Raw genomic sequence first — 18,593 nt, 5'->3', positions numbered from 1 at the left:
TATGAAAACACTATATAAATCTTTATTACTTGGACTGATTATCGTTTTTAACTCTTGTGGAGAGAAAGAAAATACGGTTACAGTTGGTAATTCAAAACCTGTAAATGTTAAGGTGGCAACCGTTTCGCCCGATGATAATAACCCTTTTGTAACAGCAAGTGGTACAGTTGAAGCTGTAGATAATGCAAACCTAAGTACCAGAATGATGGGCTATGTAGAACGCATTTATGTAAAAGTAGGAGATAAAGTTAACAAGGGTCAATTATTACTGGCTATAAACAATTCAGACTTACAAGCTAAAAGGGCTCAAGTTAATGCGAGTATTACAGAGGCTAAAGCGGCTTTTGCAAATGCTGAGAAAGACTATAATCGTTATACCAACCTTTTCAAAGAAAATAGCGCTTCTCAAAAAGAGTTAGATGATATCACTGCTAATTATAATATGGCAAAGGCACGATTAGAAGGTGCAAAACAAATGAAGAATGAAGTTGAAGCACAGTTTGCCTATGCAAATATAAGAGCACCATTTAGTGGTGTGGTAACAGCAAAATTTGTTGAAGAAGGCACTATGGCAAATCCAGGAATGCCGTTACTATCTGTAGAATCTCCAAAACAATTTGAAGTTGTTGCTCGTGTAGCAGAAAATAGTATCAATCAACTAAAAACAGATATGGAAGTTGATGTTGTGATTTCGTCAATAAGTACTACTGTAAAAGGAAAGGTAACAGAAGTGAGTTCTTCATCGACTAATACAGGAGGTCAATATTTGGTTAAAGTCATTCTGGATGAGAAAAATGACAAGATTAAATCAGGTATGTTCGCTACGGTACAATTTCCACTAGAGAAGTCAGAAACTCAAAAATCAGATGCAAAAATTTTGGTTCCTCAAGACGCTCTTGTTTACAGAGGTCAATTAACCGGAATATATACAGTAAGTCAGCAAAATACAGCAGTATTAAGATGGTTGCGTACAGGTAGAACCTTTGGTAATCAAGTGGAGGTGTTGTCAGGTTTATCTACTGATGAATCTTACATAGTATCATCTGAAGGCAAACTATATAATGGAGCAAAGCTAAGCCCATCCTCAATCCTTCCCCAAGGGAAGGAAGTTACAGACGAAACCAATCAATAATTATTAACTAAAAAACTACCCAGTAGAATTTTTCCCTTTGGGGAAATTAAAAGGGGCAAATAAGATGAAAGAAGGATTAGCAGGAAAAATCGCCAAAGGCTTTATAAGCTCAAAGCTTACAGTGCTCTTGATGATTGTATTCATGGTTATTGGAGTTTACAGTTCATTTTTAATTCCAAGAGAAGAAGAACCACAAATTGACGTGCCAATGGCAGACATATTTGTCGGTTATCCAGGTGCAAGCCCAACAGAAGTAGAGTCTAGAGTTATAAAACCGCTTGAAAAGCTTATCTCTAATATAAAAGGTGTAGAGTATGTTTATTCTACGTCTATGCAAGAGCAAGGGATGGTTATTGTGCAGTTTTATGTTGGTGAAGATATTGAACGTTCATTTGTAAAACTCTACAACGAAATCAATAAGCACATGGATCAAATGCCACAAGGAGTAACTTTTCCTTTGGTGAAAACTCGTGCTATTGACGATGTGCCAATGCTAGGTTTAACACTTTGGAGCGAAACTTATGACGATTTTCAGATAAAGCAAATTGCACAAGAATTAACCGATGAAATAGAAAAAGTTAATGATGTTGCGGTAACTCATAAAATCGGTGGTAGAAATCGTGAGTTAAGAGTGGTGTTAGACAAAAGTAAAATGGCTTCTAGTGGTGTAGATTTTTTATCTATATCTGAAATGATAAAAGCCAACAATCAACAATTAAGCGCTGGTAGTTTTGATAATAATGATACTGAGTTTTTAGTAAAAACGGGTGAGTTTTTAAAAACAAAAGAAGATGTTGAAAACTTAGTTGTAGGTGTGCAACAAAATCAACCTGTATATCTTAAACAGGTAGCTTCCGTTGTTGATGGACCTGAGATTCCAGTGAATTATGTAAGTCTTGGTTTTGGTTCTGCAAGTTTGAAAAGAGATGATTTCAAATCGGAATATCCAGCTGTAACTATTTCCGTAGCGAAGCGCAAAGGTGCAGATGCTATGAAAATTTCTGATGTTATTATCGATAAGGTAGAACATTTAAGAACCACTTTAATTCCAGATGATGTTCATGTGGAAATTACTAGAAATTATGGTGAAACAGCTTCACAAAAGGTTTCGGAATTATTAATGCACCTCATTGGAGCTATCATTGCAGTAACCATTGTAGTGATGTTAGCAATGGGCTGGAGAGGTGGATTGGTCGTGTTTTTATCAGTGCCAATTACTTTCGCATTAACATTATTGAGTTATTATTTACTCGACTATACATTAAACCGAATTACACTTTTCGCATTAGTATTTGTAACAGGTATTGTGGTAGATGATTCTATTATTATTGCAGAAAATATGCATAGGCATTTCAAAATGAAACGTCTACCATTTAAACAAGCGGCTTTATATGCGATAAATGAAGTTGGTAACCCAACAATTTTGGCAACTTTTACAGTTATTGCTTCGGTATTACCAATGGCATTTGTATCTGGTTTAATGGGACCTTATATGAGTCCGATGCCAATAGGTGCTTCAATTGCAATGTTGTTATCACTGTTTGTGGCATTAACGATAACTCCGTATTTAGGATATATTTTCCTAAGAGAAAAAGATAAGAAGGCTGAAGCTATAGAAGATGATGAAACAGCAGGTCTCTCGGATTCCTTTATTTATAAGGTATATTCAAAATTTGAAACACCGTTAATTGAAAATAAACTGAAACGTTGGTTGTTCTTAGGTATTACTTTCGTTTTACTTCTAGGTTCTGTAGCATTATTCTTTACGAAATCAGTGGCTGTAAAAATGTTACCATTTGACAACAAGAATGAATTCCAAGTGGTGATTGACATGCCAGAAGGTACAACCTTAGAGCGTACAGCTCTAGTGGCAAAAGAAATAGGCCAATATCTAGCAACACGACCAGAAGTAGTGAATTATCAAAGCTATGTTGGTACATCAGCACCAATTACCTTTAATGGATTAGTTCGTCATTACGATTTAAGAGGCGGAAGCAATATGGCTGATATCCAAGTAAATCTTACTGATAAGCACGATAGATCTGCGCAAAGTCATGATATTGCAAAGTTGATGCGACCAGATATTCAAAAAATAGCTTTAAAATACAATGCGAATGTTAAGCTTGTTGAGGTGCCACCAGGACCACCAGTACTCTCTACAATTGTAGCTGAGGTTTACGGACCAGATTATAAAGAGCAAATCAGAGTAGCAGATTCTGTTCAATCTATTTTAAGAAGAACTGACGATGTGGTTGACATCGATTGGATGGTTGAAGCAGATCAGAAGGAATTCAACTTTGTTATAAATAAAGAAAAAGCAATGTTGTACGGTATAGCTCCACAGCAAATTGCTTATACCATGAATATGGCATTGTCTAATAGAGCTATAACTCAACTTTATGATGAAGATGCTTCAAATCAAGTAGGTTTGGTATTGTCACTAGCTGAAGAAGAAAAATCTACGATTAATGATATTACCAATTTGAAGATTAAATCTAAAATGGGACAGATTATTCCAGTAACAGATTTAATTACTGTAAAAGAAGATGCAAAACCTAAGAGTATTTACAGAAAAAATCAAAAGCGTGTAGTGTACGTTATGGCAGATATGGCAGGTGAATTAGAAAGTCCTGTTTATGCAATTCTTGGTATGTCAGATAAACTTCAAAATATCAATTTACCAGAAGGTTATACTATGGACGAACTGTACATAAAGCAACCAGAATTTGAAGATGACTACACTGTAAAATGGGATGGTGAATGGCAGATTACTCTGGAAGTATTTAGAGATTTAGGTATGGCATTTTTAGGTGTTATTATCATTATCTACATTTTGATTGTAGGTTGGTTCCAGAACTTTAAGGCTCCAGTGGTTATGATGGTGGCAATTCCATTATCGTTGGTTGGAATCGTTTTAGGACACTGGATGCTCGGCGCATTTTTTACAGCAACCTCTTTCATCGGAATGATAGCTTTAGCGGGAATTATGGTGCGTAATTCAGTTCTACTCATCGACTTTGTAAATCTTAGATTAGCAGAAGGTATCCCATTAAAACAAGCTGTTATTGAAGCAGGTGCGGTAAGAACAACACCAATTCTGTTAACAGCAGGAACTGTGGTTATAGGCGCATTCGTGATTCTTTTCGACCCAATTTTCCAAGGCCTGGCTATTTCATTAATGGGCGGAACCATAGTATCGACAGTATTAACACTTCTAGTGGTGCCATTAGTCTATTATATGATTGAAAGAAAAAATTATAAATAAAACTCAGAAGCTATGAAATTAGTCATTGTTACAACCGTAGAAGAATTTGAGAAAGATGTTCTAAAGCTTTTTAAACAAGCAGGTATAGAAAGTTTTAGTAGTTCAGAAATTGATGGTTACAAAAATGCTCCAACATTATTGGCAACTTCAAGTTGGTTCCCTAATGTTAAAGGAGGAAACGAGTCTAGAATGTTTTTTTCATTCACAGATGATAAGCATATAGATACATTATTTGAAATGATTTCAGAATTCAATAAAAATTTAGAAACAAATAACCCAATGAAAGCCGTTGTGCTTCCTATTGAAAAATACATTTAAAAATTTAAAATTATGATTAATAGATATATCAGAGCAATTGCAGGAACATTCGTGATTATTAGTGTCCTTTTAGGTATGTACGTTAATGAAAATTGGTTGTGGTTTACCATTTTCGTCGGTGTCAATTTATTACAATCATCCATCACTAAATGGTGTTTAATGGAAGATATTTTGAGAAAAGTAGGAATCAAAGATTCAAAAGAATCTTGTAATTGATTATTAGCAAACTGAGTGTTCTAAGAAAGTCCAGTACCTATTTTAGGTCTGGGCTTTTTTTTTGTTTATAAATATTTGAAATTGAGTTGGAAACATGATTTATATCATAATCTATGGACAGTTCTCTTTGTAACTTTAAGTGCATAAAGAGAAATTAAAATTTCATGATTATGGAACTTGCGAATAAAACAAAAACAAGAGTGTATACCTTCGGAAATAAGAAAGCCGATGGTAATAGCTCTATGCGGAATTTACTAGGAGGTAAAGGTGCCAACCTAGCAGAAATGAGCGCAATTGGTATTCCTGTGCCTCCAGGATTTACCATTACTACAGAGGTGTGTACAGAGTACAATCAGTTAGGAAAAGATGAAGTTATCAATCTTATTCAAAAAGATGTAGAATTGGCCGTGGCTAAGATTGAAAAAACTATGAATACCAAATTTGGTGATGCCAAAAATCCATTGTTATTATCAGTACGTTCTGGAGCCAGAGTTTCTATGCCAGGAATGATGGATACTGTATTAAATTTAGGCTTGAATGATGATGTCGTTGAAGGTCTTGCTAAGAAAACCAAAAACGAACGCTTCGCATGGGATTCTTACAGACGCTTTGTGCAAATGTATGGAGGTGTTGTTATGGGAGTTAAAGCCATAAATAAAGAAGATTTAGACCCTTTTGAAGAAATCATAGATAATTTAAAAGAAAAACGAGAAATCGCTCTAGATACTGAATTTACAGTTCAAGATTTAAAGGATTTAGTTTTCGATTTCAAAAAAGCGATTTACAGACGTATAGGAAAAGAATTCCCAACCAACCCATGGGATCAACTGTGGCTAGCTGTTATGGCAGTTTTTGATAGTTGGAACGGCAAACGTGCGGTTTATTATAGAAATATGCATGGTTATCCAGCAGATTGGGGAACAGCAGTGAATGTTCAAGCAATGGTATTTGGGAACATGGGTGAAAATTCAGGAACAGGTGTTTGCTTTACCCGCGATGCTGGCTCTGGCGAAAATTTATTTAATGGTGAATATTTAATCAATGCTCAAGGTGAAGATGTGGTTGCTGGTGTTCGTACTCCACAACAAATCACTAAAATTGGATCTCAACGTTGGGCGGAATTAGCACAAATTACAGAAAAGCAAAGAAAAAATTCCTATCCTTCGTTAGAAGAAGTAATGCCAGAAATATTCAAGGAATTAAATGGCTACCAACAAATTTTAGAAAACCATTATCGCGATATGCAGGATATGGAATTTACCATTCAAGAAGGTAAGTTGTGGATTCTTCAAACTCGTAACGGTAAGCGTACTGGTGCTGCCATGGTTAAGATCGCTATGGACTTATTAAAACAAGAAATAATCTCTGAAGAAGAAGCATTATTACGAATTGAACCAAATAAACTAGACGAATTATTACATCCTATTTTCGATCCTACAGCTTTAAAATCAGCGCATGTCATAGCTCAAGGTTTACCAGCTTCTCCTGGTGCTGCTACAGGTCAATTGGTATTCTTCGCTGAAGATGCGGATAAATTTAAAAACTCAATACTTACTAGAATTGAAACTTCTCCAGAAGATTTGGAAGGTATGAATTTAGCTAAAGGTATTCTTACCGCTCGTGGAGGTATGACATCACATGCTGCTGTTGTTGCTAGAGGTATGGGTAAATGTTGTGTGTCTGGTGCAGGTGCTTTAAAAATCAATTATAAAACAAAAACCATGTGGGTTGAAGGTAAAGAATATCACGAAGGTGATTGGATTTCTATCAACGGCTCTACAGGTAATATTATTGATGGAAAAGTGGCTACTGTAGAACCAGAATTAACTGGTGAGTTTGCTGAAATTATGAAGCTTTCTGACAAGTATAGTAGCATGAAAGTGCGTACCAATGCTGATACACCAGAAGATGCTAAAGTAGCACGTAATTTTGGTGCGACAGGTATTGGATTAACACGTACCGAACACATGTTCTTCGAAGTAGATCGTATCAAGGCGATGAGAGAAATGATCCTTTCTGACACAGTAAAAGGACGTAAGCAAGCTTTGGCTAAACTGCTTCCGATGCAGCGTGAAGATTTCGAAGGCATCTTTGAAGCTATGGAAGGTCTTCCTGTAACCATTCGTTTGTTGGACCCACCATTACATGAGTTTGTGCCTCACCAATTAGCCACTTTAAGAGAGTTGGCAGATGAGATGCATGTGTCTTTGGAGTCTGTTAAAATTAAAGTTGCAGATTTGGAAGAATTCAATCCAATGTTAGGACATCGTGGTTGCCGTTTAGGAAATACTTATCCTGAAATTACAGAAATGCAAACACGGGCTATCATTGAAGCAGCTTTAAACTTGAAGAAAAAAGGTATTGACACCAAACCAGAAATTATGGTGCCATTAGTTGGTACTTATGATGAGTTTGTGGCTCAAGAAACGATTATTAGAACTACAGCAGAAGCTATTTTTGCTGAAAGAAAAGATAAAGTGGATTATTTCGTAGGAACCATGATTGAGATTCCTCGTGCTGCACTCATGGCAGATAAGATTGCAAAACGAGCAGACTTTTTCTCTTTCGGTACTAACGATTTAACACAAATGACCTTTGGCTATTCTAGAGATGATGCTGGTAAATTCTTACCTATTTATCTAGAGCAAGGTATCCTAAAACATGATCCTTTTGAAGTATTGGATCAAGAAGGTGTTGGTCAATTAGTCACCTTAGGTACACAACGCGGACGTAGCACCAATCCAAGATTGAAAGTCGGAATTTGTGGAGAACATGGAGGGGAACCATCCTCTGTAGAATTCTGCTACAATAATGGCTTGGATTATGTAAGTTGCTCTCCTTATCGAGTTCCAATTGCGAGAGTTGCCTCTGCACAAGCAGCTATCAAAGCGGTATTTAACTAATACCTTCTTTACAGTGTTTTTTAACTTCCTGAGGTTTTTACCTCAGGAAGTTTTTTTATAAAAATATGTAACGTTTTAAACCTATCTGCGTCCTATAAGTGTAAATTAATAACTATGGAATCAAATTATCACACATTAAAAAGAACCGACAATCAATTGTTAATGATTACGCATTTGTCACAATTATTGACATATATAACAGGTTTTGGCGGATTAGTAGTTCCATTAATTTTGTGGGCTACTCAAAAAGAGGCTGTTGACGGTATGGATGCTCATGGAAAATCCATCTTAAATTTTCAATTAAGTATAATAGTCTATTGTATTATAAGCATACCACTAATTCTAGCTTTTGGGTTAGGAATTATAACACTGGTTTTAGTTGGAATTTTGGCTTTTATAATGCCAATAGTAAACGCTATAAAAGCTAGTAATGGGGAATTACCTAGCTATCCTTTATCTCTTAATTTTATTAGTTAGTTATCAGTTCTGAATTTATTCAAGACATAAGATGAAGGTAAAAACGCTCACAGAAATGTGGGCGTTTTTGTTTGTTCAGAAAAAAAACAGGCAATTACAGAAGAATCAAATTTAGATTAGGTAATTAAATATTATGTTTGTTTTTGCTTAGTTATGTTCAATAATTTCAAACATATATTATTTTTTCTGTTGTTCAGTCTTTCAGTGGTTTACTCTCAAGACCCTGTAGTTGAGCACATGTCTAAAATATCTAATTTACCTGATGTAGAATTTTATGATATTTTAGAGGATGATGACCATTATATCTGGCTTGCAGCAGATAAAGGCTTGTATAGGTATAACGGAAAAAACTACAAAAAGTTTACAAATCCAAACCAAAAAGTAAACTCATTATTTCAATTAAAATTAGATGAAAACGGTAGACTTTGGTGTATTAACCTTTACGGTCAACTGTTTTATGTCGAAAACAATACATTAACCCTTTTTTATGATGCTAATAAGCTAGTAAAAGGGCAATTATCACCTTTTGAAATTACAGACAAAGCCATACGTTTATTTACCGTAGACGGTATTTATGACATTAATTTTGAAGATAAAAGCGTTGTTAAGCTTTTTGAAGGTATGTCCGTTAGCGAGAGTTCTTATAATAAATTGTCTTATGTCATTAAGATGGATTCTGATGATAAACCTTCAAAAGAGAAGCAAAATTGGTATCAAATTAAGGATGATAAACTAAAACTACTAATAGAGCTGACTTCAAAGTTCAGAATGCAGTCACCAAAGGTATATGCTTTTAAAAATTCAGCACTTTTAAATTTTAAAGAACAAGGTAAAAATCAACTTTATTATTACAACACTCAAGCTGATAAAGTCAAGCAGCTAACAACACCAAAAAACCTTGAAGATGTAACTATTTACAACATTATATCTTTAAATAATGACTATTGGTTTTTAACAACTTCTGGTGTTTTTATATTTCAATTAAAACAAAATCAATTAATTTTTAAAGAACAATTATTTAGTAACGAATCTGTTACTGATGTGTTAGTAGATTTCAATAAAAATTATTGGTTCACTACCTTAGATAATGGTGTTTTTGTGTCATCTAATTTAAGCATAAGACGTCTTAATTTAGACCTTACAAAAGATAAAATCACAGCAGCTTGTGCGCTAAATAATAATCAATTTTTACTTGGTACCAATAGTGGTAAATTGTTATTTTATAACAATAAAGAAGTGTTTAAAACCCTAAAATTACCAGGCTCTAAGATTATTGGTAATTTGTTTTTTGATGCCTCACAAAACCATGTTATTGTTAGTATTAATGCTTCTGAATCTTATAGTGTAGACTTAAATACATTCACTTTAAAAGACCAAAAAAATAAATACTCTGTAGCCAAAACATTTTCTAAAATAAATGAAGAAAACCTTTTTTATGGTAGTTATAAGGAAGCTGTAGTTTACAATAAACCTTACACTTCAGATTCAATACGAATTATTAGAGAAAGCAGAGTGAAAACTTCTGAAGTCTTAGAAGAAAAAATTTTCGTTTCTTTCATTGATGGATTATATCAATTTGATGTAAAGAATTTTAATTCAAAAGAAATTAAATTAGACAATGAAAGCGTTTTAGTTAATTCAATAGCAAAAATTAATAATGAAGTTTGGCTTGCCACACAACACAATGGTTTGTTGTGTTTTAAGGACAATCAATTGATTTCAAAACAAGATATTTTACCAAAACAAGTTCAGATAAATACACTAAAATCTGATGGTGAATTTCTATGGATTTCAACAGATGAAGGTTTTTATAGATTTCAACCAAAAACCAAACAAATTAAGAGTTTAAATACGCAAGATGGATTGACTTTGTCGGTTGATAAATTCATCATTCTTCAAGATTATTTGGTCGCAACTTTCCCTAATTCATTTTATTTAATGCCTAAAAATGAAGCACTTTTTAAAGACTTTAAAACATCTAAAGTGTGGATGGAATCTGTAAAAATTAATGATAAAGATACCGTAGTTAATACCAATTATAATTTACCATATAATTTTAATAATTTAAGGTTTGATTTTAACTCTAATGGCTTTCAATCTAATAAGCACGTTGGTTACAAATACCGCATAAAACCTATTGATACCACATGGCGAGACGTTCCTTTAAATACACATTTTGTAGTGTTTAATAGTTTGTCTAGCGGTAAATATACTTTTGAGTTACAAGGTCAAAATATTGGTAGTAAAGATATACAATTTGCAAGTCCAATTACCTTTACCATCAACAAACCTTTTTGGGAAACATACTGGTTTTATGCGCTTGTTTTATTGGTCGTAGCTGGTTTAATATGGTTGTATTTTAGGTGGCGACTTAGACAAAAAGAAGCACAACGAATTGCCGAAATTGATAAGATATTAATCGACAAAAAAATCACTAATTTGAAGTTAGAAAACCTGCGATCTCAAATGAATCCGCACTTTATTTTCAATGCTTTAAATTCCATTCAAGATTATATTATTTCCAATGAAAAAGAGCTGGCAAGTTCATATTTAGTGAAGTTTAGCCGATTAATCAGAATGTATTTGGATTATAGTCAACAAAACGAAATTACTTTAGAAGAAGAACTAAATGCCTTAAAACTGTATTTAGAATTAGAAAAAGTTAGATTTGAAGACGAGCTGACGTATAGTTTAAATGTAGATGAAAAACTAAATGTTAGACAAATAAAAGTTCCGTCGTTATTCATTCAACCTTATGTGGAAAATGCATTAAAACATGGACTTTTACACAAATCTGGTGAACGATTATTAAAGATTGAAGCTAAAGCAACCAATGAAAATACGCTTGTAATTACAGTAGAAGATAACGGAATTGGAAGACAGCAATCTGAAGCCTTAAAACGAAGTGATAAACCACACAAACCCTTTGCTACCAAAGCAAACGAAGAACGTGTAAGGCTTTACAAAAACAAATTAAAACGAAATATTAATATAGAAATTATAGATTTATATAATTCTAACCAACAACCAACTGGTACAAAAGTGGTAATCACCATGCCAATACAATAAATTATGAAGGCTATAATCATTGACGACGAAAAGCGCGCAAGACATTTATTGTCTAATTTAATAACAGAACATTGCCCAAGCATAGAAGAAATTAATGAAGCTTCAGATTTAAAATCTGGTGTAGATTTAATTAAAACAGAGCATCCAGATATCGTATTTTTAGATATTGAAATGCCAAACCAATCAGGTTTAGATATTTTAGAATATTTCCCAAATCAGATAGATTTTAAAATCATTTTTGTTACAGCATATAACCAATATGCAATAGAAGCTTTTAAACTTTCGGCAGTAGATTACTTACTAAAACCTGTTGATATTACAGAACTTAAAGAAGCGGTTACAAAAGCAAAAGAAGCTATAGAAGCCAACAATTTAAGTGGTCAATTAAATAAGTTACGTGACTCTTTAAGGCAATTATCAATGGATAAAATTGCTTTAGAAATTCCTAAAGGCATTCTTTTTGCATCGCATAACGACATTGTTTATTTTGAGGCAGATGGTATGTATACTAATGTACAATTGGTAGAAGGAAAGCAAAAAACCATTTGCAAACCGTTAAAGCATTTTGTAGAGCAATTATCTAAAAACGCTATGTTTTTTAAGTGTCATCGTTCGTATTTAATCAACTTAAAATATGTTGAAGAATTAGTGAAAGACGATGGTGATTATCTATTGATGAGTAATCAAAAACGTATTCCTATTTCTAAGTCAAAACGCGATCAGTTTTTAGAAGTTGTAAAAGAAACTTTCTTATAGTTTTTTTGACTATTTTGTCATTCAGAGCGTAGCGAAGAATCTGTAAAACTCTTTCAGAAAAAAAATAACTGCTTTTAGAAAAAACTACTTTAATCTGCTAGTGTTTAGTTTTTTATTTGACAAAAACTAAAAATACTATCATGAAAAAAGTTGTCCTATTTATTGCTTTAGCGTTATGCTACGGTACATCTCAAGCTCAATTTGGTAAAATGTTAAAAAAGAAAGCCAAAGCAGCGGTAGAGAAGAAGTTAGATAAAAAAGAAGATACAAGCTCGTCTTCAAAAACTGAAAATTCTTCAGGAATGGTTGACAGTTCATCAACATCTAACCAAAATTCTTCAAAAATAGAATATACAGATGAAGAATTTAAAGCAGAATTAGCCAAAAAATATCCAAACGATCAAGCTAAACAAGATTTATATTACCAAAAATATCTTGAAAAAAAGCAACAACAAGCAGAAGCTAATAAACCAAAAGCAGCAGCAAAAATAGGAGACGAATTCTTATACATGTCTTATCCTTTTGCCATGACTAAAGGGATGAGCGCAGTTGGTGTAGACCGTGTAAAACTTAGACGTCAAATGACAGATATGGGCGATAATGTAGATCTATTACCATATCAAGATCCAGAATATGCTTGGTTACGTTTCTTAACTACACCAGAATTAGTAATGATGTCACCAGAAGGCTATATTGGTTACGAGTTAGTTTCTGGTATGTTTACAACAAAAATCGGTGCAGACAGATCTAGAACAATAGAGCTTGGTACAGGTATGCCAATACTTGTTAGAGGTATGCTTATAGCAGAAGATGTATTTGTTATTTACGCAGGTTCTCATCAAGGTGGGCACGCTTTTAATGTGCCATCATACATGCATCAAAACGATATTACAGTTTTAAATATCATAGGAAAAGGCGAGCAACAATTTCATCTAGATTGGTTAGAAAAAGCAAAGCCAATCGTACAAGAGTTTGAAGCCACGTTAAAAGCAAATTACGATGCAGCTGCAAAAGCAAAAACAGATGCTATAAAAATGCCAAAAGCAGGAGCAATGAACAGCAATACCTCTTTAGTCAACTTTGCTAAAGAAAAAGTATCTGCAACAATAGCAAAAGATGGCGCAAAACTTTTAAAGTTAAATATAGAATCTAACGACTGGAATATCGTTAAAAACAAATACACAGGACATATTATGTACCGTTGGATTAAAGGTGCATTTACAGAAAAAAATAAAAATAATGAGTGTTATCTGCAAGGATTTTTAATCAAACAACAATATAACGGAAGCGGTTACAGTAGTTCTGAGTTTGGTGGAATTATCCACGGACAAATGCCTTACGGACAAATCATGAGCTGTGAGAATGCTAATTAAAACGATAATAGAATAATTAATACATTTTAAAAGATGAAAAAGCTACTAATACTTTTAACTATAATATCCATAGGAGCAACACAGCCTACACATGCTCAATTCTTTAAAAAAATAAAAGAAAAATTAGATAAACCTCTTATTAAAAAGAAAGACAAAAAAATTAGTGAAGAGGAGTTAGAAAAAAGAAAAAACATTAAGCTTCCAGATGCAGGTGCTTTAGATAAAGATGAAGCGTTAAAGGCAATAGCTGTAAATGGTTTGAATAATTATTACGGTAAACTAAGCATGAGTAATACACATCAATATATAACATCAAACACTTGGTCTACTGTAAAGCATAAGGACACAGGATTACCTTTATACCAATGGGCTGTAGGAGCTGTTGTTCAGAAAAATTCAGACGGACAATGTATGCTTTATGAGTTTATTTTAAGAAGAGATTATACAGGTGGTGGTAACTATGGAGAAGCTTTTTTTAACGGTATAAATCGAGGAACAATCAAAGCGCCTTACGGTGATTACATAGCTTGTGTAGAATAATATCTATTATAAAAGTTCAACTAAAGTTTTTAAAAGAGTTTACAAGGTGTAGGCTCTTTTTTTGTTTAGAAAAAAATAGAGGAGTTTCAGAAAAACCCAAATTGAAAAACTAGGTAATACCAGTTGCTTTGTACTCGATTAATCATAAAAATTCTCAACTACAATGAAAAGAACATTACTATTATTAACAACCTACCTATGTTTGGGAGTATCTGCATTTTTTGCTCAAAATGTAAATATTCCAGACGCTAATTTTAAAGCATATCTCGTAGGAAATGCATCAATTAATACAAATAACGATGGTGAAATTTCTGTTGCTGAAGCACAAGCATTTTCAGGTCAATTATTGATAAATGGGTTATCAATTTCAGATTTAACAGGTATTGAAGCTTTTGTAAATATTACACGATTAGATTGTTATAGCAATAATTTAACGTCTTTAGATGTAAGTAATAACCTTGCATTAACACGTTTACATTGTGCTGCTAATCAAATCGAAACATTAGATATTAGTGCAAACACATTAATTACAGATATTCAATGCCATAACAATGGTGTGTTATATCAATTAAATATTGCAAATGGTAATAACGTTAACATCAATTGGATGAAAGCCTATGGTAATAGCTTATCATGCATTCAAATTGATGCCGGTATTATACCACCTGCAGAAGCTGGTCTTTATAGTCAAGGATGGACAAAAGGAAGTTCTGCATTTTATAGCGACGATTGTGCTGCGTTAAATCAAATTGTAAGTATTCCAGATACTAATTTTAAAAGTTTTTTAGTAAACGATAGCAGTATCAATTTAAATAACGATTCTGAAATTACAATGGCAGAAGCACAAGCTACTACCGAGTTAATTATGAATGGTATTGGTATTGCAGACTTAACAGGTATAGAAGCTTTTACCAATTTAACACGTTTAGATGTTCCAAATAACAGTATAGCCACAATTGATGTAAGCAACAACTTATCTCTAACACGTTTACATGTTGCTGAAAATAATCTAACAAGTCTTGATATTCGTTTAAATACAAGTATTAACGAAATTTTCTGTTATAATAATAGTCAGTTAGAGACTTTGCTGATTTCAAACGGAAATAATAGCAATTTCAACTATATGAAAGCTTACAGTAACCCAAGCTTATACTGTATTGAGGTTGATAACGGATTCTCGCCACCAGCAAACAGTGGTCAGTATGTAGCAGGTTGGACTAAAGATGGTCAAGCAAGCTATAGTATTAATTGTATTCCTTCGGTATTCTATGTAGATGCTACTGCAACAGGAGCAAATGATGGTAGCTCATGGGCAGATGCTTACACAAATTTAGGAGATGCTTTACCAAATACTAGTTTAAATGATATTATTTGGGTAGCAAAAGGAACCTATACTTTGGTTGATAAAAACACTCCATTAACTGTTAGTACAAATGAAGTTGATATTATTGGAGGTTTCTCTGGAACAGAGACAACTTTAGCAGATAGAGATTTAGCTTTAATACATACAACTAATGCAACCATTTTTACTGGAGATATTAATGGAGATGATATTGCTGGTGATTTCACTACTAATAAAACTGATAATGCAGAGCGTTTATTTGAAATTAGAGCTCACAATGTTACTTTTGATGGTATTGTGTTTGAAAATATTTACGACACATCGCAATCTGGTGGTGTAGAGGAAAATGGTATCATATTCATTCCGAATAGTTTAGGTATTACAAACTTAAAAATTAAAAATTCGCTAATTCAAAATAATTATTCAAACGGTTATTTGCTTAAAATGCGAAAGTTAAGCGGTGGTTTATATTTAGAGAATACAAAATTTATAAATAACACATCGGTTAATTTAGGGTTAGTTTACGTACAATCTGATAATACAAACGGTTATATTTTTACACGTTGGGCTAATGTATTGGTAGCTGATAACGATATTAATGTTGCGGCCTTAGATATTTACAGATCAGATTGGAATAACGGAAACACTTTAGATGTTGTAGTTACTAATAGCACGTTTGTTAATAACGACTATAATAGTACTCATGGTAATTCGATTATAGCATCAGGAAATGGAAGTGTTAATTTAAATGTTTATAATTCTATTTTTTGGCAGAATACCACTAGTGGTGTAGCAGCAACCAGAGATATTTCTAACGGAGCTGAAACTAATTATGATGTTGTTATAGCAAATACTGTTGCTAATGTATCATCAAACGCTGGAACTTACGGCTCATTCTCTGCAACAAACGTAACAACCTTAGATCCTGCAACAGATAATTTAAATTTAGATAGCGATTACAAACCTACATCAGCTTCAAATTATGTTATCGATTCAGGTGATAATGCATATTATGATAATGCTTTATACGGTGCTTTAGATTTAGCAGGTAATACAAGATTCTTTAACACTACAATAGATTTAGGAGCTTATGAATACAATTCTACATTAGGATTAGATGATGATATTAATATCTCAGAAGTAAGGTTATATCCTAATCCAGCTACTCATAGTTTATTTATAGAGTCTTCTCAAGCTATAGAGAAAATAAGCATTTATAACGTAAATGGTCAAGTAATAAAAGAGCTCAATTCTGTAAATAACAGTATAGATGTTTCTGAATTCCCTGTTGGCTTATATTTTCTTCGTATGAGTACGGAAGGAAAAACACTAACAAAGAAATTCCTTAAAAATTAATTAAATAAACTCCTTAAAAGCACCCTTTTTTTGGGTGCTTTATTAAATTTTTTTATATGAAAACTATAAAGTTCTTAGCAATTATATTATTGGTTTTGTCAACCGTATCATGCTCATCAGACGATGATACTAACACTAATGAAAATAATTATGTAAAAGTAGGTAACACAACTTTTGGTATGACCTCTGCCACTGTTGAAAGCTCGTTCAATAGAACATATATTGAACTAATCAACAAAACAGAAGCAGAAGTTTTAGCATCTATTAATAATGGTTTTAATCTGAATAGTTTAGACTATATGAGTATTACTATTAATGAAAACTCTATTGGCGAATTAACTTATGACTTTAATGATATATTAGATTATGAGTTTTTTGTTAATGGTAGTGTGGTCAATGGTGAGCTAGAAGTTGGTGTAATACAATTACAAGAAGGTGAATCAAATAATTTATATGCAGTATCTGGTAGTGTAACTATTACGTATTACTCTGTAGATAGAATTGCTTTCACTTTTAATTTTGAAAGAGAAGATGGTACAATAATTACTGGTTCTTTTGATGGTGGTTATATTTTTCTTGAGGATAGTTTAGATTAAGTTTCAAAAAAGAGAAGTAGTAGTAATCAAAAAAGCTCACCAAAACGGTGAGCTTTTTCTTTATCGTTGAGATAATTTTGCAAGAAATCCTTTTAATTGTTGAGCATCACAGGCATTACAAGCATAGTCACGTGCTCGCCTTCATCCAATCCATCGATAGGAGTAAGGATACCTGCTCTGTTTGGTAAACTCATTTCTAACTGTACGTTATCAGAGTTTAAATTGTTTATCATTTCTGTTAAGAAACGTGAGTTAAAGCCTATTTGCATATCGTCACCTTGGTAATCACAAGATAAACGCTCTTCAGCTTTATTACTGTAGTCTATATCTTCTGCTGAAATATTAAGTTCTGCACCAGCAATCTTTAAACGGATTTGATGTGTAGTCTTGTTAGAGAAAATACTAACACGGCGTACAGAGTTTAAAAATTGGGTTCTGTCTATAACTAATTTGTTAGGATTTTCCTTAGGTATTACAGCTTCGTAGTTAGGATATTTTCCATCAATCAATCGACAGATTAATACTGAATTTTCAAAAGTAAACTTAGCGTTAGAGTCGTTGTATTCAACTAAAACATCATCATCACTTCCTGCTAAAATCCCTTTTAATAAATTTAAGGGCTTTTTAGGCATTATAAATTCAGCTGTTTCAGATGCACTTACGTCATCTCTAGTATATTTTACCAATTTGTGTGCGTCAGTAGCAACAAAAGTTAAATTCTCTTGAGAAAACTGAAAGAAAACACCACTCATTACAGGTCTTAAATCATCATTACCTGCAGCAAAAATAGTTTTGCTAATTGCTGTAGCTAAAATGTCTCCCATTATGGTTGTTTTGCTAGCATCTTCTACAGAAACAGCATTTGGGAATTCAGCACCATCAGCATAAGCTAAAGCATATTTACCATGATTAGAACTGATTTCTACAGTATTGTTTTCTTCAACCACAAACGTTAATGGTTGCTCAGGAAATGTTTTTAAAGTATCTAATAATAACCTAGCTGGTAATGCAATACTACCTTCAGAATCACTTTCTACATCAATTGTAGAAGACATTGTAGTTTCTAAATCGCTAGCAGAAATTGTTAGTTTTGATTGGCTAAGTTCAAATAAGAAATTATCTAAAATTGGGAGTGTATTACTATTATTAATAACACCTCCTAAAACTTGAAGTTGTTTTAATAAATAAGTACTAGAAACAATAAATTTCATATTGAATATATAAGTTTTTAACTTTTAAATAGTGTCTTA

The 18,593-nt window shown here is 32.9% G+C and carries 13 protein-coding genes; 12 read left to right on the top strand and 1 reads right to left on the bottom strand.

Annotation, left to right across the window (positions count from 1 at the left end):
- Nucleotide 1: 1 nt before the first annotated feature.
- From QGM60_RS08270 to QGM60_RS08215, 12 genes are all read left to right on the top strand, one after another.
- Nucleotides 2-1,132, top strand: a complete 1,131-nt coding sequence (locus tag QGM60_RS08270; RefSeq protein WP_281139768.1) for an efflux RND transporter periplasmic adaptor subunit — start codon at nt 2-4, stop codon at nt 1,130-1,132.
- Between the two features lie 64 nt (nt 1,133-1,196).
- Entirely contained in the window at nt 1,197-4,397 is a 3,201-nt protein-coding gene (locus QGM60_RS08265; RefSeq protein ID WP_281139767.1) for an efflux RND transporter permease subunit, read from the top strand.
- A gap of 12 nt (nt 4,398-4,409) precedes the next feature.
- Nucleotides 4,410-4,715: a hypothetical protein gene (locus tag QGM60_RS08260; RefSeq protein ID WP_281139766.1), complete on the top strand. Its 306-nt coding sequence runs from the start codon at nt 4,410-4,412 to the stop codon at nt 4,713-4,715.
- Between the two features lie 12 nt (nt 4,716-4,727).
- The gene (locus tag QGM60_RS08255; protein ID WP_281139765.1) at nt 4,728-4,931 is read left to right on the top strand and encodes a DUF2892 domain-containing protein; all 204 of its coding nucleotides are present in this window, start codon (nt 4,728-4,730) and stop codon (nt 4,929-4,931) included.
- A gap of 170 nt (nt 4,932-5,101) precedes the next feature.
- Nucleotides 5,102-7,834, top strand: coding sequence for a pyruvate, phosphate dikinase (gene ppdK, locus QGM60_RS08250; RefSeq protein WP_281139764.1), 2,733 nt, complete (start codon nt 5,102-5,104; stop codon nt 7,832-7,834).
- 114 nt (nt 7,835-7,948) lie between these two features.
- A complete protein-coding gene (locus tag QGM60_RS08245) occupies nt 7,949-8,311 on the top strand; it encodes a DUF4870 domain-containing protein (RefSeq protein ID WP_281139763.1) in 363 nt (120 codons plus the stop codon).
- Nucleotides 8,312-8,548: 237 nt separating this feature from the next.
- Nucleotides 8,549-11,380 (top strand): histidine kinase, encoded by a 2,832-nt coding sequence (locus QGM60_RS08240; RefSeq protein ID WP_281139762.1) that lies wholly within the window; start codon nt 8,549-8,551, stop codon nt 11,378-11,380.
- A gap of 3 nt (nt 11,381-11,383) precedes the next feature.
- Nucleotides 11,384-12,136 carry a LytTR family DNA-binding domain-containing protein gene (locus QGM60_RS08235; protein ID WP_281139761.1) on the top strand — a complete coding sequence of 251 codons (753 nt, stop codon included), beginning with the start codon at nt 11,384-11,386 and terminating at the stop codon, nt 12,134-12,136.
- A gap of 140 nt (nt 12,137-12,276) precedes the next feature.
- The gene (locus QGM60_RS08230) at nt 12,277-13,509 is read left to right on the top strand and encodes a hypothetical protein (RefSeq protein ID WP_281139760.1); all 1,233 of its coding nucleotides are present in this window, start codon (nt 12,277-12,279) and stop codon (nt 13,507-13,509) included.
- A gap of 33 nt (nt 13,510-13,542) precedes the next feature.
- Nucleotides 13,543-14,049, top strand: a complete 507-nt coding sequence (locus QGM60_RS08225) for a hypothetical protein (RefSeq protein ID WP_281139759.1) — start codon at nt 13,543-13,545, stop codon at nt 14,047-14,049.
- Between the two features lie 163 nt (nt 14,050-14,212).
- Nucleotides 14,213-16,747, top strand: a complete 2,535-nt coding sequence (locus QGM60_RS08220) for a T9SS type A sorting domain-containing protein (protein ID WP_281139758.1) — start codon at nt 14,213-14,215, stop codon at nt 16,745-16,747.
- A 56-nt stretch (nt 16,748-16,803) separates the two neighbouring features.
- Nucleotides 16,804-17,343: a hypothetical protein gene (locus QGM60_RS08215; protein WP_281139757.1), complete on the top strand. Its 540-nt coding sequence runs from the start codon at nt 16,804-16,806 to the stop codon at nt 17,341-17,343.
- 92 nt (nt 17,344-17,435) lie between these two features.
- Here the strand turns inward: QGM60_RS08215 and dnaN are convergent, their stop codons facing one another.
- Nucleotides 17,436-18,554 (bottom strand): DNA polymerase III subunit beta, encoded by a 1,119-nt coding sequence (dnaN, locus tag QGM60_RS08210; protein WP_281139756.1) that lies wholly within the window; start codon nt 18,552-18,554, stop codon nt 17,436-17,438.
- Nucleotides 18,555-18,593 lie beyond the last annotated feature (39 nt).

The sequence above is a fragment of the Winogradskyella sp. SYSU M77433 genome (assembly GCF_029911945.1).
Lineage (GTDB): Bacteria > Bacteroidota > Bacteroidia > Flavobacteriales > Flavobacteriaceae > Winogradskyella.
The sequence above is the reverse complement of the archived record's forward strand: the minus strand, read 5'-3'. Positions and strand labels throughout refer to the sequence as shown.

What these genes read in the sequence shown, in the direction of transcription:
- QGM60_RS08270 (WP_281139768.1), top strand. Translation starts at nt 2, where the DNA reads ATGAAAACACTATATAAATCTTTATTACTTGGACTGATTATCGTTTTT.
- QGM60_RS08265 (WP_281139767.1), top strand. Translation starts at nt 1,197, where the DNA reads ATGAAAGAAGGATTAGCAGGAAAAATCGCCAAAGGCTTTATAAGCTCA.
- QGM60_RS08260 (WP_281139766.1), top strand. Translation starts at nt 4,410, where the DNA reads ATGAAATTAGTCATTGTTACAACCGTAGAAGAATTTGAGAAAGATGTT.
- QGM60_RS08255 (WP_281139765.1), top strand. Translation starts at nt 4,728, where the DNA reads ATGATTAATAGATATATCAGAGCAATTGCAGGAACATTCGTGATTATT.
- ppdK (WP_281139764.1), top strand. Translation starts at nt 5,102, where the DNA reads ATGGAACTTGCGAATAAAACAAAAACAAGAGTGTATACCTTCGGAAAT.
- QGM60_RS08245 (WP_281139763.1), top strand. Translation starts at nt 7,949, where the DNA reads ATGGAATCAAATTATCACACATTAAAAAGAACCGACAATCAATTGTTA.
- QGM60_RS08240 (WP_281139762.1), top strand. Translation starts at nt 8,549, where the DNA reads ATGTCTAAAATATCTAATTTACCTGATGTAGAATTTTATGATATTTTA.
- QGM60_RS08235 (WP_281139761.1), top strand. Translation starts at nt 11,384, where the DNA reads ATGAAGGCTATAATCATTGACGACGAAAAGCGCGCAAGACATTTATTG.
- QGM60_RS08230 (WP_281139760.1), top strand. Translation starts at nt 12,277, where the DNA reads ATGAAAAAAGTTGTCCTATTTATTGCTTTAGCGTTATGCTACGGTACA.
- QGM60_RS08225 (WP_281139759.1), top strand. Translation starts at nt 13,543, where the DNA reads ATGAAAAAGCTACTAATACTTTTAACTATAATATCCATAGGAGCAACA.
- QGM60_RS08220 (WP_281139758.1), top strand. Translation starts at nt 14,213, where the DNA reads ATGAAAAGAACATTACTATTATTAACAACCTACCTATGTTTGGGAGTA.
- QGM60_RS08215 (WP_281139757.1), top strand. Translation starts at nt 16,804, where the DNA reads ATGAAAACTATAAAGTTCTTAGCAATTATATTATTGGTTTTGTCAACC.
- dnaN (WP_281139756.1), bottom strand. Translation starts at nt 18,554, where the DNA reads ATGAAATTTATTGTTTCTAGTACTTATTTATTAAAACAACTTCAAGTT.